We start from the raw sequence: 24,351 nt of genomic DNA, 5'->3' as shown, positions 1-24,351 counted from the left end.
GGAGTAAACTATGCAGAAATCCGTTAATCCAATCGTTGCCACGCTTGTTATTGCATTCTTTGGTGGGCTAATTGCTCTCTATATTTGGGCTGGGCAGCAATGGTTACAGCTGGACAAGTTCGGTTTGGCAAAAAAAGTTGATGATGATAGTTTTGTTGTGCAGTACGGAAATAAATTGTTATGGATCAATAAACATTTTTCTGTTGAGCGCGAGCTATCATTAGGCACTTTTGGCCAGCAGTCGTTTACTGGCGATATCGATTTTTTTGCCAATGGCGATTTACTGTTGGCGCTGGACCAGCAGCCACAACGCATTGCGCAAAAGCTTGCAGTTTTAAGCCGGTCTACGAACCGCAAAACTGATGGTGAAGGCAAGCTTTATCGCTGTAATACGGAATCGCTCACTTGTGTACCGTTCGGGAAAAATTTGCCTGCAATCAATCGAACTTTCCGTCTTTATATTGATGAACAGGACCAGGTTTATCTCGCGGATACATCCCGGCACCAACTCTGGTTATTGGATAAAGACGGAAATATTCTTGCCAACAAAACCGGTTTTCGTTTTCCCAACCAATTAGTGCCGCAAGGAAAAAATCTGGTGCTGGCAGATACCAATCATCACGTCCTGAAAATAATAAAAAGTTCTGTGAATGAATTCGGTGCTGAAACCAGGAAAATACCCGTTGGCTTGGATTCCTTATCTGATTGGTTTAACAAAGGAAAACAACAAACATATTCCTGGCCAGTGGATGTGGTCTGGGAGAAAAATACTTATTGGGTATTGGTTGGAGATGACAATCTTGCCAATAGCCGATTGGCACTTTACAACATTGCCGGAAAATTTGATCGAGAATTGAAATTGCCCGAGGATGCTGATCCGATTTCGATACTGGCATTTGACAATAAAGTGTTAGTGGTGGATATGGCGCTTTATCAATTGCATCAATTTTCTACCACAGGTGATTTTTTAGGTTCAGTTACCATTGCTGGTGCCAATAACACTTTTATAAAAAATGCAAAGGAAGCCAGGATGTGGAAAAACCTGCAAGATAATTCCATTATCGTATTTGCACTTTTTTTAGTGCTTGGTTTTATTGCGGCGATTATTGATCATTTTCGCTCTCGGCATGGGTTACAAAAAATATCTATGCAGCAACAAAAACTACAGGCCTTCAAAGAGATTGGCGAAAGGGGAATATGGTTGGACGTAAAACCGACCTTGCGCAGATCAGCTATGTTCACACCTGTGCTGGTAGTGATGGTGGTTTTATGCATGGCTGTACTTTTCTGGTTAAACCCGCGAGCGGTAGCGCATCACATTCCCCATATTAGTGTACTGGGCACGCTTATTATTTTTTCAATTCCTTACATGCAGGCAACGCGTTGGCGCTTGGGTATTTTTCAGGACAGGATTGAACTTATTGACCATAAAAAAATATCTTACAGCCAATACTACGACCATTTGGTGTGGAACGATTACGCATTTAAAGTAGATAAAGTGGTTGTCCCATTCCGACAAAACGCCAGGGGCGGTTTCTTTCCTCATCAGGAAATTATGGCGTTTGCTGTTCCTTTTTTTGAGGAGAAAAATAAAGTGAGCAAAATTGCTATGCTAAAGTATCAATGGCACAGCCCGGAGAAAATGATGAAGGTAACGGTGCTGGTTGTGGTCTGTTTTGTTGTTGCGTTTATATTTCAAAAAATATAAGCACTGCTAGCAACCTTGTTATGAACAAGGTTGCGCACGTCACACAGAGTCTGTTAGCGCTTGAAGGGAACCTTTGTCGTCATATAAGTAGCACTACGCCATACCCATTCAACGGGCCCATAATAAAAACGTTTTACCCACCAATGCGCGATGGCTATTAATAGTCCATAGAAAGCGATGCCGAGTAAAAGGCTGTTGGTTTGGCCCAGGGTCAAATATCCGCCCAGACCGATGGAATAGAATATTGGAATCCCCACAACTGCCTGTACTAAATAAATACTCAAGCTGATTCGACCACAGGGTGCAAGCAGGTTCAGCGTCTTTGTGGCCGGTCGCCATAAATACAGTTGGATAAATAACAACAGGATGGATGCCATAATCGCTGTACTTAAATAAGAACCGATGATTTGTTCCAGGTACATTTTTGCCATGCCTTTTTCCTGCAAAATAGTGGCAGGCAATTGTTTGATGTAATCATCAAGGAAATAGAACAGCGTTGCTGCAGCCAATGCGATGACCAGTGCAATAACACGCGTTTTGGCAAAGCGTTCGACTTGTGTGAAAAAACCGATGCGCCCCAGGATCAAGCCAGTAATAAATAATCCCACTAATTGAATGCCGCGCCCTGACTCTACAAAGAACAACCATTTGGCGGCCAGGCCATCCCAGCTGTTTATTGCAATCAATTCGGAGAACGTTGTTGCTTTGGCAATTGCACCATAAACTTCCGGAAATGCTGTCCAATGCACCGGTGCGTCATTGGCTCCGGGCCAATTATTCAATGCGGCATAGAACTGGTAGTAAAAGGGTAATTGCACCAGGCAGAGTGCCGCAGCGATGAGCAACCAGCGATTATTGAGTTTTTGCACGAACAGCAAACTTAATCCAATAATGCCGAGCACTGATAGGATATCGCCGAGATACAATAGTGTGTGGATATAACCGATCATTAATAAAATCACCAGGCGCCACGCAAAACGGTAACTAAAATTCACGCCTTTGCGCGCCTGGTTATCCATAATAATAAAAAAACTTAAGCCAAACATCAGTGCAAAGATTGCATAGGCTTTGCCGGCAAATAAAAAGAAAACAATATTGTGTAGCAGCGTTGGGTCCTGGTTAATCCAATACAGTTCAAAATATTCCATAAAATGGACGAGGCAAATTCCCATCAGTGCAAAGCCGCGTATTGCGTCGACCAATTCAATTCTGCGGGGGATGGATGTAGTGAGTGCCGGTTCAGGCGTAGCAGTGTTTGGCATGGAAGCGTTCCGGATAATTAATATTATTGGTGGAGTTTAGCGAGATTTATTATTTTGCTTGCTTAAGAATTGTTAAATCGTTCGAATGCCGGTGCGAACGCTTATCACTTTTGTGCGTTATTGGATATTCAGTATCCGGTTTGCGCAATTGCGTAAAGTGAACCCCGTCCCTTACCACTTTTTAACAATTGTTCTTGCTAAATAAACCCTATAATGATCCATTCTCTTTCTTGCCGGAGCTCTCCGTGGTTGCTACCCCCGAACCTATTTCCATGAATGATAAACGGGCGTTCTCGCGTAGCGTACTTTTATTGTCGTTGCCGGTTGCAGCACAAATGTTGTTGCAATCGTTATTGGGCATGGCCGATGTGATTATGGTTGGAGGATTGGGGGCAACTGCCATTGCGGCAGTTGGCCTCGCTGCAAAAATCCATTTTTTATTACTGGTATTAATGAGCGGCCTTGCAACGGGCTGTAGTATTTTGATCGCGCAGTATACCGGTGCAAAAGATTTTGCCAGCTGCCAGCGCACACTTGCAGTGACGCTCCTGGTGGGAACAGTGGTGATGTTGCCATTTACGCTGGCTTTTGGTTTTGCTTCCAATATATGGGTGAGCTGGGTCAACCCGGACCCGGACGTGGTAAAACTTGCTGCGCAATTTTTAATTATCACTGCACCGGTATTATTGTTGACCCAATGGATTGTTATCTACGAAGCATCCCTGCGTGCACTGGGTAGTACCACTATGCCATTAGTGGCTGGCGTATTTGCAGCGGCATTAAATATTGTAGGGAATTATGCGTTGATTGAGGGCAATTGGGGATTTCCCGCGTTGGGTGTTGCGGGAGCGGCCTGGGCAACATTGTCTGCGCGTATTTTGCAATTGCTCATCGTAGTGGGTTGGGTCTATGCACGCAAACATGGTTTTGCGTTGAGCCTTGCGCAATTGCGTATGGGGTTGGATAAAACCCAGATTAATCGTTACCTCGCTTTTTCAATGCCGCTGGTAGCAAATTACGCAATTTGGGCTGTGGGCAATTCTACCTATCATTTAACGACTGGTTACGCCGGTACGAATGCGTTAGCAGTAATGGGTGTGATAGTACCTATTGAAAGTGCGTTTTTTGCGTTATTTGTCGGCTTTGCCAACGCATCGGCAGTATTAATTGGCCGCGAATTGGGCGCAGGTAATAATGATACCGCATGGCACCTGCATAAATTTTTTGATCGGCTCACCGTTATCTTGCTCATTATTTTTTGTTCGTCGCTGTGGTTTGCGCGGCCCTTGGTATTAACGATATTTGATCAGCTGGATGAAAACTCTACTGATTTATTATTAAATACCCTCGGTGTATTTTGCCTGCTGGTATGGGTCAAGGTAATCAATATGATGCGCATTATCGGGGTGTTGCGCGCGGGTGGCGATAATCGCTTTACACTGATTACCGATACCATTGTGATGTGGGTATTTGGTTTGCCTATTTATATCGCAACGGTATTTCTTGCAAAAATTTCTTTTGTGTATATCTATGCGTTGATGTTTTTGGAAGATGGCTTGAAATTTATCCCGGTAATTCGTCGTATTGGTAGTAAGAAGTGGATGAGAAATTTGACAAGGTAATTTATCGGGAATGTAATTCCTGCTGCCCAGCCGATGGCAGATGTAACAAGCATAGTGACTAACAACCCATCAAAGTAAGACATTTTGTTTATTGTTTGCAGGATATAAAGGAAAATAGTTATGCACATCCGTATAGATGATTTAACCAGCCCTGACATTGCGGAATTACTGAATGAGCATTTGCAGGATATGTATGCGACATCGCCACCTGAAAGTGTGCATGCTTTGGATTTGGACAAATTGCGTAAACCGGAAATTACCTTCTGGAGTGTGTGGGATAACAATGAGCTAGTGGGTTGCGGGGCGATAAAAGAATTGGATCCGACGCATGCAGAAATAAAATCCATGCGTTCATCCAATCGTTTTCGCGGTAAAGGTGTGGGCAAGAAAATGCTCGAGCATATATTGCTGGTGGCAAGCCAGCGTAATTACCAACGGTTGAGCCTGGAAACCGGATCGCAGGATTTTTTTATTCCTGCGCGCAAACTCTATGAGCGTTATGGATTTGAAAACTGCGGGCCGTTTGCTGATTATAAAGAAGATCCCTACAGCGTGTTTATGACGAGAGTGATGGATTAATTATTGTATTGAATTGTTCCGCTCAAGCCGATGGCAAATACCATCGGCTTTTTTATTTTTTAACAGGAATAATCAATTGCACGCAGCGCCCGTTATCACAGGAATTTCTGCGCTAGTGTGGTTACCCTGGAAACCGAACTCAACCGTCTGACCGGGCTGGATGCTGCCATTCCAACTGAGGTTGGTAGCGGTATATGGATTGCTGCCAGTGACTGTGGCATTCCAGGTTCCACTCAGGCTAGTGCCATTAGTGTATCTCCAGCTCACACTCCAGCCGTTAATCGCCGTGGTGCGTTTGTTGGTGATACGAATAGCACCGGTGAACCCGGAGCCCCAGTTATTGGTAATTACATAACTGCAGTTGCCTCCAGTAGTCGCGTTACTGGAGGCAGCGCTACTGCGCGCACTGCTGGTAATAATGATGGAACTGCCCACACTGCTGCGCGAGCTACTGGCCTGGCTTGAGCTAACTGGAGCACGCGAAGAGACGACGCTGGAGGTCACCGCGCTGGTCAGGCCGAAAAAGCGAATCGCTTCTGCGGCGTTAACCGGGATGTTGTGGCCGGTACCCTGCAAGCTAATGGCCTCTACCAGTGCCTGGCCACCGGTAGTGCCGTAACGTGTGCGAGTAGCGCCGGATGACGGTGTGTCCGTGGAAAGCGGTGTCTGGCTAATCCCGTGCACATTAGTCCATTGTTTGATGGCCTCATTAAAATTCGGGTAACGTAGCGTAGTATCCGCCGTACCGTGCCAGAGCTGTACACGCGGACGCGGACCGCTATAACCGGGGTAAGCGTTGCGTACCAAATCGCCCCACTGCTGTGCGGTGCGGCTGATGGTGCCGTTGGCGCAGTCACTATTCCAGGTGCTGCCATTGTTAGTGGCAAAACAAGCGAAGGGAACGCCAGCAAAGGAAGCTCCGGCTTTAAATACATCAGGATAAAGGCCGAGCAGCACTTGCGTCATCATCGCACCGGATGAAACGCCGGTAACAAAAATGCGTGTTGAATCCACGTTATAGTTTTGCTGCACATAGTTCACCATCGACATAATTCCCACCGGATCACTCCCGCCACCCCGCCGCAATGCTTGTGCCGAGGACACATCAAAGCATTGGCCGCTTCGGGTGGCGCTGGGATAAATCACAATAAAACCGTAACGATCAGCAAGCGCCGCAAACTGGGTGCCGGAATAAAGCGCCGGACCAGTTCCCGTGCAATAGTGATTGGCAACCAGGATCGGAGCGTTGTTCGGCAAAGCGTCAGGCACATACAAATGCATGCGCAAATTAGTAGGATTGGTGCCGAAGCTGGTGATTTCTCGCAAGCTTGCGGCATTGGCATCCAGACTGGCGAGTAAAAATCCGCAGGTTAAAACGGGTAGAACTGAGGTAGTGATTTTATGAATTATTTTAATCATGGAAATAATCCTTCGTGAGTGGGCCAATTGGCTGAACCCCCGTTGCACATGAGTGGCCCGAACCCCTTGCACAATGGACAGCGGTAAATACAGAAAGGCGACTAGTATACTAGTTGTGCTTCTTAAGTGATTACAGGATGCGGGTGCCGGTACGAAATGTTGGTGAGCGAGCGGTGTGATAGGTGGAACCAGGTTGCATTTCCTCTTAAAAATAAAATGCCATTTTTCTAATGAAAATGTTGCGATCTATAAAAAGAGTTAACGCTGTTCGGCGGTGTGCAACCATGCTAAAAAATGGATTGGCTAGATTGGCTAGATTGGCTAGATTGGCGACTGCGGCCAGTTCTTACAAAAGTTTTCAACTTCATTAGCGGGCATTGGCCTTGCCCAATAATATCCTTGTGCTTCGTTGCAGCCGAGGCCGCGCAGTAACGCAGCGGTGCTGGAATTCTCTACACCTTCAGCGATTGTTTTCAAGCCGAGGCTGGAGGCTATCTGAATAATCGCACGCACTATCGCCGCGTCGCCGGTTCGATCATCCATCTTCCGCACGAAGGATTGGTCGATTTTCAATGGTCGAGCATATTGCGATTAATCGCAGGATTAAAAAAACGAAAACTGTTGCGCCCTGAATCTTTGGAATGATACATGGCAATGTCGGCTTTTTTTATTAAGGTATTCAGGTCCTCGCCATCTTGCGGGGCCAGTGCGATACCAATAGAGCACGTACAAAAAATTTCGATGTTGCGTACAAATAATTTTCTGACACTAATTGCAAAATATCCGGGCTGGAATGGGTGGTGGCTGGTTCAGACACGCCGGCACCTTGGGTTAACCGACTAAAGGAAATGGAAGAGCCGAATCACCTTTATTTATAGCCGATTTATGTGTGCCTGTTATTGGTTTTATCCAGTTAATTTATCCCTAAACATAAAGAAGACTGCACCCAAAAGGCATAAGCCTGCCCATAAATAATCCAGTTTAAGCGGCTCTTTCATATAGAAAACGGCGAAGGGAACAAATACGCTGAGGGTAATAACTTCCTGCAATATTTTTAGCTGGCCAACACTCATAACGGTATAACCGATGCGATTGGCTGGAACCTGCAATAAGTATTCAAAGAGGGCGATTCCCCAACTGATCAGTGCGGCAATAATCCAGGGTTTTTGATTGAGCTCTTTTAGATGCGCATACCACGCAAAAGTCATAAAAATATTGCTACAAAACAATAAGCCTATGGCAATTAGCGATGCTTGCATTATTTATCCTCCGCATGTTTTTGCTGCAAGTCGAATTTTTTCCCCACAAAATAAGAGCTGCTAATACTTAATACCCAGCTGGCCAGTAAAATCCATTTGCCATCTTGCCAATACGGCGTTGCAAAAATTGAACTGTGTAATTGAGTGAATATTGCCACCACATCAAAAGAAAAAATGCCGCGCTCTGCTTGCTCCTGCAATTTTTCATTAATCGCAATAGCAGTGCTGAATAAATTTTTAAACATCATCACAATAATAAACGTGGCCGGTAGTGCAAAAATACAACCGCGCACATAGTGTTTCAATAAAAATAAACCGGCGCCAGGAAATATAAACGCAGACGCTATTGCCGCACGCGCAGCATGGCTCATGGATTTATTCGCAGGTGCAGTGTGGATGGTTGACATAATTTCACCATTATTTTTCCGCAACTAATTGTTCCAGGCGATAAAAGCCTGCATGTTCTTCACTCAATTGCTCTACTAGCCAGGGTAAAGCTTCTTCCATCGCACTCCAGAGCGTCCAGGGTGGGTTGATCACAATCATACCGCTGGAAGTCATACCGTGTTCCGGATTGTCGGGCAATAATCCCAATTCCAGTAATTGGATGTTCGCGATACCGGATTTTTGTAACGCCAATTCCATTTCATCAATACGCTGGCGCAATACTACCGGATACCAAATTGCAAACGTGCCGGTAGGAAAACGTTTATGGGCTTGTATTACTTGTTTCACTAAATGCTGGTAATCATTTTTAACCTCGTAAGAGGGATCGATTAACACCAGTGCGCGTCGATCTGGCGGCGGCAACAAGGCTTGTAAACCGGCGAAGCCATCTTCATTCAAGACTTTGATGTGTTTATTGTCGCGCATGCAATCGCGCAGGAACTGGAAATCGGCGGGATGCAATTCATGCAGGAATACACGGTCTTGCGGACGCATCAGTGTTTGCATCAACAATGGTGAACCCGGATAAATTTGTAATTGCCCATGTTCATTGACGCTGCGGACAGCGGTGAGATATTGAGTCACCGCAGCGGGTGCCAGAGTGTTATCCCAAAGGCGGCCAATGCCGGTATCGAATTCGCGATTTTTTTGCGCCTGGGGCCCGTTCAATTTATAAACACCGGCACCGGCGTGGGTATCAATAATACGCAGAGCTTTATCTTTTTGTTTCATATACTCAATGATGTGCACCAGCACTGTGTGTTTGAGTACGTCGGCAAAATTGCCGGCATGAAAGCCGTGGCGGTAACTGAGCATGGTAAATTCCGTGGGAATACAGGTAAGATCGGCGCGATTATAGCGGGTGCACAGCACAATTACCCCAATATCAAAGAACATTTACCCGGACGTCAAGGAACATTTACGTGCACAAGAATGTCACAATTGATGCCTTGCATGGCCATGCATGATTTGCGGTTAATAGAGTTGCCGCCTATAACGATGAAGATTATGGAATTACGTACTTCACTATTCCTGCCGTTATTTTCCTATCGCGTGTTTGCGCCAATAATCTTGTTGGCAGCCACTCCGCTTTATGCTGCCGAACCGGAGATTGAGATCGAAGGTGGCACCAAAAGTCTGCGTGAAAATATTCGCCAACACCTCTCCCTTGCCGATGAAAGCTGTAAAGCACCGTTGTGGAGGCTTAACTCGCGCCTGGTTGATGCCGAAGCTGAAATCAATAAAGCCGCGCAGGCACTTGGCTATTACCAACTGGAATACGAGGCCAAGCTCCTTAACAACAAAAATTGCTGGGGTTTGCGCATTACGCTCACTCCTGGCGATCCAGTATTGGTGAAAGAATTACGTATTGAAATCCATGGCGAAGGTACGGACGATAAAATATTCCAAAGCCTTTACGATCAGCCCGGAATTAAAGTTGGCAATCGATTAAACCACGGCCGCTATGAAGCCCTGAAATCGCGCTTTGATACATTAGCGGCAGCGCACGGGTATTTTGATGCTGAATTTGCGCTATCGCGTATTCTGGTGAATGTAGGTGAAAAGTCCGCCGCAATTGAATTGATTTACAACACCGGGCCGCGCTACAAAATTGGTGCTATTAACTTAAAGCACAATATCCTCAGCGAGGAATTTCTACGCCGTTATTACAATATTCAGGAAGGTGATTATTACGATACTGAAAAATTACTGGAATTAAAAAATTTATATAACACCAGCAATTATTTTGCTATTGCGGGGGTAACCCCGGATTTGCAAGCGCTGGAAAATAACGAAGTACAAATCAATATCGACCTTGAAGAAAAAAAGCGTCGCGCTTATTCCATTGGCCTCGGGGTTGAAGCAGACAAACCGCGTGTGAAATTAGGTTTTGAAGACCGATATGTCAATCGCCGTGGCCATTCACTGGCCGCAGATTATTCGATGTCAGAAATCAAAGAAGAAGCGAAGATTAATTATAAAATCCCGTTGCGCAATCCCGCCTATGAATTTGTAAATATTTACACCGGTTATTTGGAAGAAACGGTTGATGCCTATTACAGCGAAAAAGATTTATATGGCGCCAGTTATACCTATTACCAAGACAATAAATGGTTACAGACCTACGCATTGGACTATACCTATGAAGAATCTACTGTGGGTACGGAAAACCCGGAAACTATCGGGTTAATTATTCCCTCTGTAACGTTATCGCGCACTAAAACGGATGGTAACGCTTATCCAATGCACGGTTGGAGCCTTATCAGTAAATTATCCGGCTCACCGGAAAGCCTGGGTTCGGATCGCAGTTTTTTACAGTTGTACAGTCGTGTTAAATATATCAGGCCGCTGGCGTCAGGAAGGTTGTTGTTGCGCACTGAAACAGGTTTGACTGATATTTCCAATGTTGATTTGCTACCTGCATCGGTACGCTACTTTGCCGGGGGTGACGCCAGTGTACGTGGATATGATTACAAATCGCTTGGACCATCGAAAAAAAGCAGGCGTACCGGTGAGATGGAAGTAATTGGTGGTAATAATTTATTTGTGGCGAGTGTGGAATACGATTACCGTTTTGAAGAATCCAACTGGGTTGCTGCCGCATTTTTTGATATGGGGAATGCAATTGATGATGGCGATTTTGACCTGAAGCGTGGTGCAGGCGTCGGTGTGCGTTGGGTATCACCCATTGGCCCTATTCGAATTGATGTGGCCAAAGCCTTGGACCCTGTCACGCAAGATGATAGAACCAAAGGATGGCGCCTGCACATTAGTATGGGGCCAGATTTATAATGCAAGTGCGCATGGTATTAAAAAAAATTCGCCAGGTTTTTTTAGGCCTGCTGGCATTCTTTTTAATTTTATTGGCTACTGTTGTTGCTATTGTTGAAACTGAAACTGGCAGTCGCTGGGTTGTTACACATATTGCTTCGGTTGCAGGAGTAGAATTGCGCGGTGTCAAAGGCGATTTGCGTAAAGGCCTGGATATCGACACGCTGGAATATCGCACTGATCAGCAATTTTATCGCGCACAAAAATTATCGTTTCGCTGGCGCCCTGTGGATTTACTCTATGGTGCACTGGTAATCCAGTCATTGCGTGCTGATGCTGTGGTCATTCAACCTCCGCAATCCGCCCCGAAAAAAGAACCTGTTTCGCCCTTTAACCAATGGCCGCAATTGCGCTTGCCATTGCGCATTTATTTACAACAGGCGCACATTAACAACATCACGTTGGTGCAAGGGAATTCGCAACAACACTGGCGTCAGCTCAGTGGTTCACTGAGCTGGGGGACCTTTAATTTTCGCTATAATGATCTTGCCTTGGTGCACGACAATTATTCGGTGCGCTTGACCGGTGTGACTGAACTTGCATTTCCGTACGTAACCAAAGCCACTGCGCAATGGTTATGGCAAGCTCAGGATCACGATGCACTTAACGCGGGTGCGACATTATTTTCATCGATAATTTCTTCAGCAATTGCACCGGTTCTTCCTTTGTCGTCGTCAGCGCCGCGCCTGTTAATGTTGCGACCAACCTCCGCTGCGCTCGCCTATGCAGGTGTTAGCGAAATCAGCGGCGATTTAAAAGCGTTGCAAATTTCTACCCGGATGAATTCACCGGTGGTGTTATCCGGTGTTATCACAACCAGCATTGTTGATAACAATAATGCGTTACTGCAAGCCCCGCTCCTGCAATTAACCGCGAGCTGGCAACAACAAATTTTACCTGCCCAATGGTGGGTCCCTGGCAAACCTGTACCGGTCACGAGTGGTGAGCTTAATGCAAATGGAAATTGGCAAGGTTACAACGCTAAAGTGCAAGGGGATATTCATTTACCCGGGGCTCCCATGCTCGGTATTAGCGCCGCAGCACACGGCGATTTAAAAAAAATCCATATTGAATTTTTAAATTTTCGCGAACGTTATTTGGCTAATGCCAATAGCAGTAACGCTAATACCAGCAGTTCTTTAGTCCACGTACCTGTAGCGCAAGAATATATTGATAGCGACGCTGGTTTAAGCCTGCAAGGGGATGTGGAATGGTTGCCGCAGGTGAAATGGAAATTAGCTGTTAGCGCCGCGCATTTAAATCTTGCGAGTTTATTGGAGGATTGGCCAAGTAATATCAATGCCTCATTTTCCACGCAAGGCGCGTATAACAGCGCCAATGCAAGTGTTAATGCGAATCCAGGCTGGAATGCACAGGTGCAGGATCTGGATGTGAGTGGTGATATTCGCGGTAATAATTTGTTGGCCAATGGTAGCCTGGCTTACGATGGAAAAAATTTGCACAGCGATGGTTTGCAATTTATTTTTGGCGCAAACCGCTTGCAGTTGAAAGGTGATATAGGTAGTGCGTTTAATCTGGAATGGGATATCAACGCACCTATGTTGTATCAAATTGATAATAGTGTGCAAGGCAGTGTTGTTAGTAAAGGTCACTTGCAAGGCACTGCACAAAAACCCACATTGGAAATAGATACTTCCATCACCCAATTTTCCTGGGGCAATTATTCCGTTGAAAAATTGCAGTTATCGTTAATTCCAAAACAGGAATTGCAAGGGCCGGTCAGTTCACAAGCTGCCGCGGAACCTTCGGTGCCAATTGCTGCACCTGTTGCCGCAAATGTCATTGCTGCTATTCGCGCGGAAGATTATGCATTAACGTTTGCGGCCACCCGCTTACGCCTGGCCGATAATCATTTTTCCAGCTTGATTGTGAATGGCTTTGGTTCGCTCAAACAACATAAACTGGAAGCGCTGGTCAGGCATACCACCTATGGTCGTGTCGATATGAAAATGCGTGGTGAATATAACGAGGCGCAGTGGCAGGGCCAGTTTGAGCAGCTGGCGATAAAGCTGAAGAAAGTGCCGCGTTGGTGGTTAACCTCAAGCCAGCCTATTCGCGTTAATAGCGACGCAATTATTCTGGATCGCCAATGCTTAACCACACGCAGTAACCTTACTGGCCAGGTTGAGCGTATTTCCGAAGTGGAACAGGAGCAGGTTATTGGCGATTGGATGCCCAATGCGACTTTTGTAAAAAATAATTATGATTGGTTGGATGCAAATAAAAAATTACCGGCAAGTCCGATAGAAACCTATTCCTTGCCACAATTATGTATTGATGGCGAATGGGCCAGCACCACTGGCGCACGTATAAATGCCAATCTCGATTCTGTTCCGCTACGGCAATTTTTATCCCTCTTTAAAGTGGAAGTTTATTTCGCGGGCGTTATGGATGGCTCGCTGCATGCAAGGGCGCCGGATTTTTCGTTAGCCAATATGAGTGCCAGCGCCAATGTCAGCACACGCAATGCAGAATTGCGTTACCAGTATGCGGGCGGTACAACGGAAGTTTATCCCTGGCGAAATTTTTCGGTGCAATCCATTTTGCAAAAGGGAAAGTTAACGGCGAATGGGGAAATGGAGTGGACTGGCTATGGGCAAATTACTACCAGTGCCGATGTTGATTTAATACAACAAAAGATTAATAGTGGAAATTTAATTGCGCGCTTTTCCAACCTTGCCCCATTGGAAACGGTGGTGCCATTTGCCAATGATGTGAAGGGTGATTTCCTTGCCGATCTATCAGTGGGCGGAACCTTTGCGCAGCCTTATTTAATTGGCAATGTCAGCTTGCATAATGGTGTTGCCAATTTGCCGCGCCTCGGTTTGGATTTAACCAATATTGAATTGCAAATAAATTCCAGCCAGGCGGGTACCATTAGCCTGGTGAGCCAATTGCAATCGGATAAAGGGCGATTGTCCGTGGTAGGGGATTTAACCAAATTTGGCTCTCCTGATTGGAGCTTGCAAGGCTTTGTCAATGGTAACAATGTCGAAGTTGTTTCCTTGCCTGAATTGAAAGCTACCTTGAGCCCCGATATTAAAGTGAGCGCCAATCAAAATCTGGTAGAACTTTCCGGCAGTGCTGTTATTCCCTGGGCGCGTGCGAATATTAAAACTTTGCCTGAAAGTGCAACCCAGGTTTCGCCGGATGCGGTTGTTGTCGATGATCAATTTGCACATGGTAATACGGAAACACCGCTTAAAATACTGACCAATTTAAACTTGTCGCTGGGTGACGATGTTATTTTTAACGGCTTTGGTTTGAACAGTAAATTAACGGGAAAAATTAATTTACTGAAAGAAAACCAGCGACAATTTTTTACCAGTGGTTATGTCAGCGTCGTGGAGGGTAGTTATAAAGCTTACGGCCAGTCATTGACGATTGATCGCGGGCGTTTGCTATTCCAGGGGCCGTATGAAAATCCCGGTTTGGAAATTCGCGCCTCGCGCATTATTCGCGATGACGACAATACCAAAGTCGGGCTGGATATTTCCGGCACCCTGCAAAAGCCAAAAGCGACGGTGTTTTCATCCGAAAGCATGAGTGAAAGTGCAGCGATGATGATGCTGTTAACGGGCAAACCAATGAGCGAAGCTTCCAAAGCCGATGCTTCATTATTGGTGAGTGCTATGAGTGGGTTGGGAATGGATTCCGGAGGTTCCATTACCGGTGGAATTACCCGTTTTTTCCATGTCGATGAACTGGAAATTAAAGCGGACCAGGGGCTTGAACAAAGTGAATTATGGGTAGGTAAATACCTGACGCCCCGATTATTGGTGCGGTATGTCGTGGGAATTTTTGACCAGGCTTTCAGCCTGGGTATGGAATATCAATTAACAGAACGGTTGCGTATCGAAGCCGAATCCGGTGAAACCCAAAGCGTGGATGTGGTTTATAAAGTTGAACGCTAATTTTTATAAGAATGATAGTGTCAGACGTTAAATAGGGTTAAAACACGATCCAAATGGCTGCGAATTATCTATGCTAGCGAGCGTTTGCCCTGGCAAACCTGTCCGGTTGCCCGATTCCTGATAGTAAATAAGTTAATTGAATCGCTGCATTAATCCGGTACATTTCATAAAAACGTTTAATAAATAGCTACATACAATTAAAAATATCACGAGGCTTTGCCATGAGAACCCTGCGTTACTACCTGACAATTTTTTGTTCATTATTTTTTATTAGCTCGCTGTTTGCCAGTTCCCTTTGTTTTGCTGACAATGCCTGGGAAAATACCAGTGGCTGGTGGAACCAAACCGATGTTCCCGCGTTTGATAAAACCAAAATCGCCAAACAGTTGCCACTGATCAAAGTGCAGGGCAATAAGTTTGTCGATGACGCCGGCAAGGTGATGGTATTTCGCGGCTTGAATATTTCTGACCCGGATAAAATTTCACGCGATAAACACTTCACTAAAAAACATTTTGAAGTTATTCAATCCTGGGGCGCTAATGTAGTGCGTGTGCCGGTGCATCCATCTGCCTGGCGCAAACACGGGAAAAAAGCCTACCTGGCGATGCTCGACCAAACCGTGATCTGGGCCAACGAGTTGGGAATGTATGTGATCCTGGATTGGCATTCGATTGGCAATTTGAAATCGCAAATGTTCCAGAATAATTCCTATTACACTGATAAGCCCGAAACTTATGATTTCTGGCGCACGGTCGCCGAGCGTTATGCCGGTGTTAATGCCGTGGCGTTTTACGAAATATTTAATGAGCCCACGGTATTTAATGGCCGCCTCGGTATAGTCAGCTGGGAAGAGTGGAAAGCCATTAACGAAGAAATTATTACCATTATTCAAGCGCATAATCCTAAAGCCATTTCATTGGTTGCAGGGTTTAATTGGGCTTACGATTTAACGCCCATCGCTAAAACACCTATTGAGCGCGATAACATTGCTTACGTCAGCCATCCTTACCCAATGAAAGTCGACGCGCCTTATGAAAAAAACTGGGACCGCGATTTTGGGTTTGCGGCGGATAAATATCCGGTCTTTGCGACCGAAATTGGTTATCAACTGGCAACCGATAAGGGGGCGCACATACCGGTGATTGATGATGGCAGTTATGGCAAACGCATCACTGATTATTTTGGTCACAAAGGTATTAGCTGGGTGGGTTGGGTGTTTGACCCGGATTGGTCACCGCAAATGTTCAAGGATTACAAAACCTATGAACCTACCATGCAAGGCAAGCATTTCCGTGAAGTGATGTTGAAAGAAAACAAGAAGTAATCAATGCGCGATCGGTAACGCGATCGCGAGCAGGCAATAAAAAATCCCGCACCAGGCGGGATTTTTTTATTGCAGCAGGTTAATGATTTTAATTAATCATTAACCGCGTTGATCTTTCTGGAACAAACGTTGTTTCTCGCGCGCCCAATCGCGCTCTTTTTCGGTTTCACGTTTATCGTGCAATTGCTTGCCTTTAGCGATCGCGATTTCGCATTTCACGATATGTGCCTTCCAGTACAGCGCGATGGGCACAACGGTGTAACCCTTTTGTTCAACAGCTTCTTGCAAACGATTAATTTCGCGACGATTCAGCAATAATTTACGTGTGCGGAACGGGTCGGTAACGAAGTGGGTAGAGGCGCTCAGCAAAGGCTGGATCTGGCAGGCCAATAACCAGGCTTCGTTATTTTTGAAAATCACGTAGCAGTCGGTGATATTGCCTTTGCCCGCGCGCAGGCTTTTCACTTCCCAGCCGGTGAGGGCAATGCCTGCTTCAAAACGCTCGTGCAATTCGTAATCGAATTTGGCTTTTTTATTGAGGGCGATAGTACTGTCGCTATTTTTTTGCGCTTTCTTGGCCATGGAGTCCTGGATTTCCGGATCGAACATCGGGCGGGCATTATATCGGCAATCCGCCGATTATGTCTTGGGTCAGGCTTATACGGGCACCTCATTCCCGATACAATTATTGTATGAGCCCGAATGCGGCTGAATTTGTGTGGGGACAGAAACTTGGCGACAAAGGTAGAAAGATCGGCGCTGGTACATTATTCCGCGCAACAGATGTTTGATCTGGTCAATGATATTGAGGCCTACCCGCAATATATGGAGGGGTGCGTGGGGGCGAAGGTCCTGGCGCGCGGTGATGATTGGCTGGAGGCGCGGCTGGATTTGAGCAAGGCGGGGGTTGCGCAGAGTTTTATCACCCGCAACCAATTGCAAGCCCCGCACAGGATGAGTATGAGCCTGGTGGATGGCCCGTTTAATTATCTGCGCGGTGTATGGCAATTTACGCCGCTGAATGAACAGGCGTGCAAGGTAGGTTTTTTGCTGGAATTCGAAATGAAAAATCGTTTGCTGGGAATGGCGGTGGGCAAACTGTTCGAGTCGGTCGGAACCAAACAGGTGGATGCACTTTGTGCTCGCGCAAAACAGGTTTATCGCTAATCGGTTTCGCAGGCAACAGGTTTACCGGGGATAAGTCGTATGGCGGATTTTGATTTGATTTCCGTAGAAGTGGCTTATGCGCTGCCGCATAAGCAAAAAATTATCGCGTTGCTGGTTGAGCCGGGGACGACAGCGCTGGATGCGGTCCGGCGTTCGCGTATTACCGATCACTTTCCCGGGTTGGATATCAGCAGTGCCAAAATGGGTATTTTCGGACAATCCCTGGGTACAAAAGGCCTGGATTCTGCGGATAAACACGTCCTTCATGCGGGGGACAGGGTAGAGATTTATCGCCCGCTCGCCGCTGACCCGAAAGAGGCGCGCCGCAAGCGCGCAGGCAAGTAAGGCCGATGATCAACACGGGCCTGAACGGGCCTGCTTCACAATAATTTTGCACTACACTGGGGTAATACTTCGCCGCTTTCTTGGGTGGATTTACCAATAACAATTGCCCCGGGACATCCATGCAGTCGAATACTAAACGCCTTTACCAGTGGTTGCCCTGGCTATCTGCTACGGCACTGGCGTTGGTATTTTTACTATTCATGCGCGCCGATTTGCAGGTGCATCAACAAGTGTGGGAAGAGCGCCTGGCCTGGAACGTCCAAACCCAAAAAGATTATATGGAGGCCAGTCGGCGCGACCTTACCCAGCAAGCCATGTTATTGGCGCAGCTATTGGTGCGGGACGTGGCGATTGTTAACGAAATTCGCCGCACCCATGCGGTGTTTGCGAACGCTGATGGCCAGGTTACCCCCGAACAGCTTGGCGCCGCCCGCACCGCGCTGCAAGCCATGTTGCACGATAGCTGGAGCAGTATGGAGGCGCTGGGGGTGCGCCAGCTCAGTATTTATTATTCGCCCGGTGCTATCGCCTTTTTGCGTATGCATCGCCCGGATCGCTTTGGCGATAGCCTGAGTGGTTTGCGCCCCTTGGTCACCAATGCTTTCAGTTCCGGTTTGCCCGGCTGGGGGGAAGATATTTCCCGCCATGGCAGCGGCCATCGCGCGGTGCTACCTATTATGGCGCGGGAAGATCAATCTGGCGGGGTTATTGCCGTGTTGGAGGTGGGGATGTCCTCTATCCCGCAAAGCCGGGATGGTGAGCCGCTGCCGATGCAAATGGCGATGTTCTTGCGCAAGGCAGCTGTTGAGCAAGTATTGTGGGAGCAAATCCGCCAGACCCTTAATCAAAAAAATCCTACCGTCGTTGATGACTGGCGCCTTGAGGAAAGTAGCGACCCACAATTGAATAGCTGGTGGAGTCGCGGCTTGATTCCTATTAACCAGCAGGGGCATTTACTGCAGGACGCCGGTAAAACGTTTCTGGTTTCCTGGTGGCCGGTTAAACAGGTGGAAGTGCCCGATGAGGATTCCGGTTTGGCGATGCTGGTGTGGAATGACATCACCCGGGCCTATGACAGTTACCAGTCTATTCGCCAGCGGGTGATTGCCAAATGGTTGGCGGCATTGGTGTGTGCGCAATTGTTGTTGGTTGGATTTATTCGTTTGAATCGCTCTTACATCAAACAACTTATCAACCATTACAGCCAGCAAATGGGAGCAGAACACGCCCAGAGCGAACAGGCGCGCCAGCGCCTGGCACTGGCATTGCGCAGCAGTGATTCCGGCTTTTGGGAGTGGGATATCGCCCACGATAAAGCGATCTTTTCGCCGGAGTGGCGCCAGTTGTGTGGTATTCCTCCCGAGTCACCGAGCTCGCTGGATCTGGATGAGTGGATGAGTCGGGTCCACCCCGCCGACAAACGCGTGAGTTACAGCGATATTATTCGCCACATCAAAGGCGAGACCGCCATGTACGAAAATGAGTATCGGCTTAAAGTACATGACGGCAGTTACAAATGGATTCTCACGCGCGGCAAAGTCGTGGAGTGGCAGCCCGATGGCAGGGCTGCGCTGATGTTGGGCGTGTACACCGATATTACCGAGCGCAAAAATACCGAGCTGGTCAGCATTCGCCAGCAAGCGGCGTTGCATTCGCTTAATGAAATCGCTTCGCTTTCTGCGGTGGACCCGGCGGAACAATTGCGTTTGGCACTGAGTTTGGGGGCGCGCTATTTGGGGTTGAGCTGCGGTGTTATCAGCGAAATCAATGGTGAGGATTATCGCGTGCATGTGCAGTTTTCTGCGCAGGGCAATAAAGATGTTTCCATCTCCAACCACCTGGGTAAAAATTATTGCGGTATTACCGTCGCGTTGCGCGATGTATTTGCAGAAGATGATATTCCGGCGAGTGAACACAAGCAGCATCCATCGTATTTGCTTACGCAAATTGAAACGTATATAGGTGTGCCGTTATGGATTCATGATCGTATATACGGCACTTTATGTTTCTTCTCGCGCAAAACCCGCCATCACCAATACGATGCCCTGGATAAAGATTTTGTGCGCTTGCTGGCGCGCTGGATAAGTTCTGTCGTCGAGCGCTGGCAGCAGGAGCGCGAAAAAAAAATTATCCTCAACCGTTTCCAAAAACTCAGCGAGCGTTTGCCAGGTTTCCTCTATCAATTCCAGCTGCGCCCCGATGGCAGTTCATTTTTCCCTTATGCCAGCCCCGGCATGAAAAATATTTATAACGTTGCACCGGAAGATGTTGCCACTTCGGCACAAAAAGTATTTGAAGTTATTCATCCGGATGATGTGGGGTGGGTGAGTGAAAGTGTTTCCTATTCCGCATCGCATTTAACACCCTGGGTTGCAACCGTGCGAGTAAACCACCCGGTGCGTGGCATGATCTGGACACATGTCGAATCCATTCCGGAAAAACTGGAAGATGGCAGTGTTCTTTGGCATGGATATGTTTCAGATATCACACCGCTCAAGCAAGCAGAAATACAATTGCAAGAAACCAACTCATTGCGCAAGGCGATCCTGGACGCAGCGAGTGTTGCTATTATTTCCACCGATATTAACGGCACCATCAAAACATTTAATTTGGGAGCGGAATTAATGTTGGGTTACACCGCTGCCGAAATAATTGATAAACAATCGCCAGCAATTATGCATTTACCGGAAGAAATTGTTGCGCATGCGCATCACTTGACGTGTGAGTTGGGCTACGAAGTTAAACCTGGCTTTGAAACCTTTGTTGCCAAAGCGCGTGAAGGCAATAGCGATGAAAATGAATGGCGTTATGTGCGCAAAGACGGCAGCCAATTCCCTGTTATCCTCACAATCTCTGCGCTGCGCGATGTTGAAGGAAAAATTACCGGATTTTTGGGCATCGCACGTGACATCAGTGAAATCAAACGCATCGATCAGATGAAAACCGAATTTATTTCTACGGTCAGTCATGAATTGCGTACACCATTAACCGCAATTAGCGGTGCGCTGGGAATCCTGGTTAATGGCCTCGCTGGCACACTCTCTGAACAATCAACGCGCATGATCCGGATCGCCCACAATAATTCGCAGCGATTAATTCATCTGGTCAATGATTTGCTGGATATGGAAAAACTGGTTGCCGGTAAAATGCATTTTGATTTGCAATCACAAATGTTATTGCCATTGATTCAACAGAGCATGGAATCCAATGCTGCCTTCGCTGCCCAATATGGTGTGACGTACCAGTTATCCCCAACGGCTGTTGATGTAAAAGTTATTGTGGATGCCCAGCGTTTACTGCAAGTGCTGGCCAATTATTTATCCAATGCTGCCAAGTTCTCCCCACTGAATGACCAGGTTGCTGTCAACGTTGAGTTGCATTTTGGTAGTGTCCGTGTTGTGGTGACCGATAAAGGCCCGGGAATTCCGGAATCTTTTCGTGCGCGCCTGTTCCAGAAGTTTTCCCAGGCGGATTCTTCAGACACCCGGCAAAAAGGGGGGACAGGTTTGGGGTTGGCGATTTGTAAGGAAATTATTGAGCGCATGGGTGGCAAAGTAGGTGTTGAATCTATACCCGGTGAGGGCGCCAGTTTTTATTTTGATTTACCCTGTGAAGACGCAACATCAAAAACGCCTTCCACACGTATTGAACCCGGTAAAACCAAACCGCATTTATTAATTGTGGAAGATGATGAGTCTGTGAGTAACCTCTGGCAGTCGGTGCTCACGCGCGCAGAATATGAGTGGGATGCGGTAACCTCGGGAACGGCCGCGCTTGAATATCTGGCATTGCGCCATTACGACTTATTAATTCTGGATTTAAATCTGCCTGATATTTTTGGAGTAGATATCCTTAGTCAAATACGGAAGAGTGAGTCCCTTTTTAATGATCATCCTGTTCCTATTTTGGTGATTTCAGGAGACGTTGATAAAGGGCGAGCAGCGTGTCCACCACAGATTGCCGGGCGTGCGATTTATTGGAAGCAAAAGCCTGTCAAACTTGTCGAGTTCGTAACGGCGATACAAGAGCTTTTGACACAAGCGGCTGTACCCGCCACCCCTTCAGCTTCCTATCCCCCTAAAACCACGGGGCAGGGTTCGGAATCACCGTGATGAAAGCGCCTTTTCCTGACAATGAAGCCGAGCGTTTGGCTTGCTTGTATCGACTGGATGTACTGGATACACCGCCGGAGCAGGCTTTTGATGAGCTGGTCCAACTCGCGGCGATGATTTGCAATGTCCCTGTAGCAGTGGTGTCTTTGGTGGACGAGAAGCGCCAGTGGTTCAAGGCCGCTGTAGGCCTGGATAGCTACGAAACTTCGCGTGACCTGGCTTTTTGCGCCCATGCCATACTTGATCCAAACCAGGTGATGGTGGTTGAAGATGCAACCCTGGACCCCCGTTTTATTGATAATTGCCTGGTGACACAAGCGCCTGGTATTCGTTTTTACGCCGGTGCCCCCCTGAGAGTGAGTGAAGGTATAGCATTAGGTACGCTTTGTATTATTGATTGGGTACCGCGAAAGTTATCACCGCAAGACAAACTGACATTGGAACTGTTAGCGCGTCAGGTGGAGCGTCTTTTTTTGCTCCATCAACGCAATACCCAAATCCGCCACCAGGCAGAGCAGTTCGAAGTACTGTCAAACGCTGCTCCTTTATTAGTGGGGGAATTGGATGCTCAGCAGCGCTATATATTTGTTAACCACAAATACAAAAAGTGGTTTGGCCTGGAACCGGAACAGTTATTGGGGCGAACGCCCGTGGAAATAGGCGGGGAGAATGCCTATATACAATTCCAATCACATTTGTCGCATTGTTATGGCTCGGGCGAGCGAGTGAGTTTTGAATGTTGGGTGAACGATGACCTTTACCTGAAGATCACGTTTATTCCCGTGAAACATCAGGAACAAGTAAAAGGTGTATTTGTTTTAGGTACAGATGTCTCCCACCTTAAACGGCATGAACGCGAATTGGAGCATGAGCGAGCGAGCCTGGCGTCGGTCATCTCAGGGACAGATGCAGGTACTTGGCGGTGGAATGTACAAACAGGCGAGACACAATTTAATGACCGGTGGACGAGTATGTTGGGCTACCGTTTGGATGAGTTGGATGCAAGAAGCGTGGTGACCTGGAGGGAGCTGTTGCATCCGGATGATCGTGAAAAGGTGAAGCAGGTACTTGATCGCTATTTTGCCGGAGAGCTTTCGAATTACGAATCCAAGTTTCGCATGCGTCATAAAGATGGCCATTGGGTCTGGATACAGTCCCGTGGCCGTATTACTGACTACACGGCTGACGGTCAGCCGGAATGGATGTCCGGAACTCATCTTGATATCACCTTGGCGGAAGAAAGCCTTCACGCTATGGTGCAGAGCCAAAAAAAATTAGCGTCACTCTACAATCTTTCTCCGGTGGCAATAACGCTCAATCGTATGGCGACTGGAGAATTTATCGAATGCAATCCCGAGTTTTGCAAACTCACCGGTTATACCCGGGAAGAGTTGGCAGGCATGAGTTATTGGCAGCTTACTCCCAAAGAATACCGGTTGGATGAATCAGAGCAGTTGGAGGCACTGCACATCAGTGGGCGCTATGGCCCTTACGAAAAACACTATATCCATAAAAATGGTCAGCTTGTTGCTGTTCTGTTAAATGGAGTGGTTATTGAGGGCGAAAATGGAGAGCGGCAAATATGGTCAATAGTACAAGACATTACTGAGCGTAAACGTATTGAGCAAATGAAAAACGATTTTGTTTCAACGATTAGCCATGAATTGCGCACACCACTTACCGCTATTTCCGGCGCGCTGGGGGTGGTGGTCAGCGGGATGTTGGGTGAGTTGCCGGAAACAGTAAAAAATATGCTCACCATCGCCCATAAAAATTCCCTGCGTCTCACCTTATTGATTAATGATTTACTCGATATGGAAAAACTCCTTGCCGGTAAAATGGAGTTTGAGTTGCGCGTCCAGCCTTTATTACCAATCGTGCAACAGTCGCTGGAGGGAAATAGTTCCTATGCAGATACTTTTGGCGTAGGTCTGGTCTTGCAAACTGATTTGACTAATGAACAGGTATTGATTGATGCCCAGCGTTTGCAACAAGTGCTGGCCAATCTAATTTCCAATGCTGTGAAGTTCTCATCATCACAAGGGCAAGTGGAAATTGTGGTTAACCGGCAACATAATCATGTAAAGATTGCGGTGGTCGATCATGGGCCCGGTGTAAGTGAAGAGTTTCGTACGCGCATTTTCCAAAAATTTTCCCAGGCTGATTCTTCCGATTCGCGCAGACGCGGTGGCACAGGTTTGGGATTGGCAATTAGTAAAGCATTTGTTGAACGTATGCAGGGCACAATTGGATTTGATTCCGAACCAGGTAAGGGCGCCACTTTTTATGCGATATTTCCTTTGCACGAGCGTGCAGAATAAATTTCCTATTGATAAGGT

General features: G+C 46.9%; 18 protein-coding genes. 10 read left to right on the top strand and 8 right to left on the bottom strand.

Annotated elements, in window-relative coordinates:
- Positions 1 to 10 precede the first annotated feature (10 nt).
- The gene (locus A596_RS13550) at positions 11 to 1,708 is read left to right on the top strand and encodes an NHL repeat-containing protein (protein ID WP_039915753.1); all 1,698 of its coding nucleotides are present in this window, start codon (positions 11 to 13) and stop codon (positions 1,706 to 1,708) included.
- Between the two features lie 53 nt (positions 1,709 to 1,761).
- On the opposite strand, the gene A596_RS13545 is transcribed toward A596_RS13550, so the two are convergent.
- Positions 1,762 to 2,970 carry a DUF418 domain-containing protein gene (locus A596_RS13545; RefSeq protein WP_052417507.1) on the bottom strand — a complete coding sequence of 403 codons (1,209 nt, stop codon included), beginning with the start codon at positions 2,968 to 2,970 and terminating at the stop codon, positions 1,762 to 1,764.
- Positions 2,971 to 3,215: 245 nt separating this feature from the next.
- Here A596_RS13545 and A596_RS13540 point away from each other — a divergent pair, with 245 nt between their 5' ends.
- Together A596_RS13540 and A596_RS13535 are read left to right on the top strand one after the other, a co-directional pair.
- Complete coding sequence (locus A596_RS13540) at positions 3,216 to 4,592, top strand: MATE family efflux transporter (protein WP_459542205.1); 1,377 nt, start codon at positions 3,216 to 3,218, stop codon at positions 4,590 to 4,592.
- 120 nt (positions 4,593 to 4,712) lie between these two features.
- Positions 4,713 to 5,171 carry a GNAT family N-acetyltransferase gene (locus tag A596_RS13535; RefSeq protein WP_039915750.1) on the top strand — a complete coding sequence of 153 codons (459 nt, stop codon included), beginning with the start codon at positions 4,713 to 4,715 and terminating at the stop codon, positions 5,169 to 5,171.
- Positions 5,172 to 5,243: 72 nt separating this feature from the next.
- Here the strand turns inward: A596_RS13535 and A596_RS13530 are convergent, their stop codons facing one another.
- The 6 genes from A596_RS13530 to A596_RS13510 all read right to left on the bottom strand — a co-directional run bounded on the left by A596_RS13530 (position 5,244) and on the right by A596_RS13510 (position 9,112).
- Entirely contained in the window at positions 5,244 to 6,590 is a 1,347-nt protein-coding gene (locus A596_RS13530) for an extracellular catalytic domain type 1 short-chain-length polyhydroxyalkanoate depolymerase (RefSeq protein WP_052417506.1), read from the bottom strand.
- Between the two features lie 321 nt (positions 6,591 to 6,911).
- Positions 6,912 to 7,133 (bottom strand): EAL domain-containing protein, encoded by a 222-nt coding sequence (locus A596_RS23560; RefSeq protein ID WP_039915749.1) that lies wholly within the window; start codon positions 7,131 to 7,133, stop codon positions 6,912 to 6,914.
- Between the two features lie 26 nt (positions 7,134 to 7,159).
- Positions 7,160 to 7,297 carry a hypothetical protein gene (locus A596_RS23555; RefSeq protein ID WP_235425742.1) on the bottom strand — a complete coding sequence of 46 codons (138 nt, stop codon included), beginning with the start codon at positions 7,295 to 7,297 and terminating at the stop codon, positions 7,160 to 7,162.
- A 198-nt stretch (positions 7,298 to 7,495) separates the two neighbouring features.
- A complete protein-coding gene (locus tag A596_RS13520) occupies positions 7,496 to 7,849 on the bottom strand; it encodes a DMT family protein (protein WP_039915747.1) in 354 nt (117 codons plus the stop codon).
- Positions 7,849 to 8,256, bottom strand: coding sequence for a hypothetical protein (locus A596_RS13515; protein WP_152600182.1), 408 nt, complete (start codon positions 8,254 to 8,256; stop codon positions 7,849 to 7,851). The genes A596_RS13520 and A596_RS13515 overlap by 1 nt, the downstream gene beginning before the upstream one ends.
- Positions 8,257 to 8,266: 10 nt before the next feature.
- On the bottom strand, positions 8,267 to 9,112 hold the full coding sequence (locus A596_RS13510) for a 23S rRNA (adenine(2030)-N(6))-methyltransferase RlmJ (RefSeq protein WP_039916193.1): 846 nt from the start codon (positions 9,110 to 9,112) through the stop codon (positions 8,267 to 8,269).
- 192 nt (positions 9,113 to 9,304) lie between these two features.
- Here A596_RS13510 and A596_RS13505 point away from each other — a divergent pair, with 192 nt between their 5' ends.
- The 3 genes from A596_RS13505 to A596_RS13495 all read left to right on the top strand — a co-directional run bounded on the left by A596_RS13505 (position 9,305) and on the right by A596_RS13495 (position 16,388).
- Positions 9,305 to 11,089, top strand: a complete 1,785-nt coding sequence (locus A596_RS13505) for an autotransporter assembly complex protein TamA (RefSeq protein WP_052417545.1) — start codon at positions 9,305 to 9,307, stop codon at positions 11,087 to 11,089.
- Between the two features lie 11 nt (positions 11,090 to 11,100).
- Positions 11,101 to 15,063 (top strand): translocation/assembly module TamB domain-containing protein, encoded by a 3,963-nt coding sequence (locus A596_RS13500; RefSeq protein WP_200882926.1) that lies wholly within the window; start codon positions 11,101 to 11,103, stop codon positions 15,061 to 15,063.
- A gap of 221 nt (positions 15,064 to 15,284) precedes the next feature.
- Positions 15,285 to 16,388 (top strand): glycoside hydrolase family 5 protein, encoded by a 1,104-nt coding sequence (locus A596_RS13495; protein ID WP_039915742.1) that lies wholly within the window; start codon positions 15,285 to 15,287, stop codon positions 16,386 to 16,388.
- 99 nt (positions 16,389 to 16,487) lie between these two features.
- Here the strand turns inward: A596_RS13495 and smpB are convergent, their stop codons facing one another.
- Positions 16,488 to 16,970, bottom strand: coding sequence for an SsrA-binding protein SmpB (gene smpB, locus A596_RS13490; protein ID WP_039916189.1), 483 nt, complete (start codon positions 16,968 to 16,970; stop codon positions 16,488 to 16,490).
- A gap of 150 nt (positions 16,971 to 17,120) precedes the next feature.
- Here smpB and A596_RS13485 point away from each other — a divergent pair, with 150 nt between their 5' ends.
- The 4 genes from A596_RS13485 to A596_RS13470 all read left to right on the top strand — a co-directional run bounded on the left by A596_RS13485 (position 17,121) and on the right by A596_RS13470 (position 24,333).
- Positions 17,121 to 17,555, top strand: a complete 435-nt coding sequence (locus tag A596_RS13485) for a type II toxin-antitoxin system RatA family toxin (RefSeq protein WP_039916187.1) — start codon at positions 17,121 to 17,123, stop codon at positions 17,553 to 17,555.
- A gap of 39 nt (positions 17,556 to 17,594) precedes the next feature.
- The gene (locus A596_RS13480) at positions 17,595 to 17,900 is read left to right on the top strand and encodes an RnfH family protein (protein WP_039915739.1); all 306 of its coding nucleotides are present in this window, start codon (positions 17,595 to 17,597) and stop codon (positions 17,898 to 17,900) included.
- Positions 17,901 to 18,019: 119 nt separating this feature from the next.
- The gene (locus A596_RS22165; protein WP_084128346.1) at positions 18,020 to 22,012 is read left to right on the top strand and encodes a PAS domain S-box protein; all 3,993 of its coding nucleotides are present in this window, start codon (positions 18,020 to 18,022) and stop codon (positions 22,010 to 22,012) included.
- The gene (locus A596_RS13470) at positions 22,012 to 24,333 is read left to right on the top strand and encodes a PAS domain S-box protein (protein ID WP_052417505.1); all 2,322 of its coding nucleotides are present in this window, start codon (positions 22,012 to 22,014) and stop codon (positions 24,331 to 24,333) included. The genes A596_RS22165 and A596_RS13470 overlap by 1 nt, the downstream gene beginning before the upstream one ends.
- The last annotated feature ends 18 nt before the right edge of the window (positions 24,334 to 24,351 follow it).

Origin of the sequence: Cellvibrio mixtus subsp. mixtus J3-8, from assembly GCF_000766945.1 — a bacterium.
In the GTDB taxonomy this organism is placed as follows: Bacteria; Pseudomonadota; Gammaproteobacteria; order Pseudomonadales; family Cellvibrionaceae; genus Cellvibrio; species Cellvibrio mixtus_A.
This window is presented reverse-complemented; position numbering and strand designations above follow the sequence as displayed.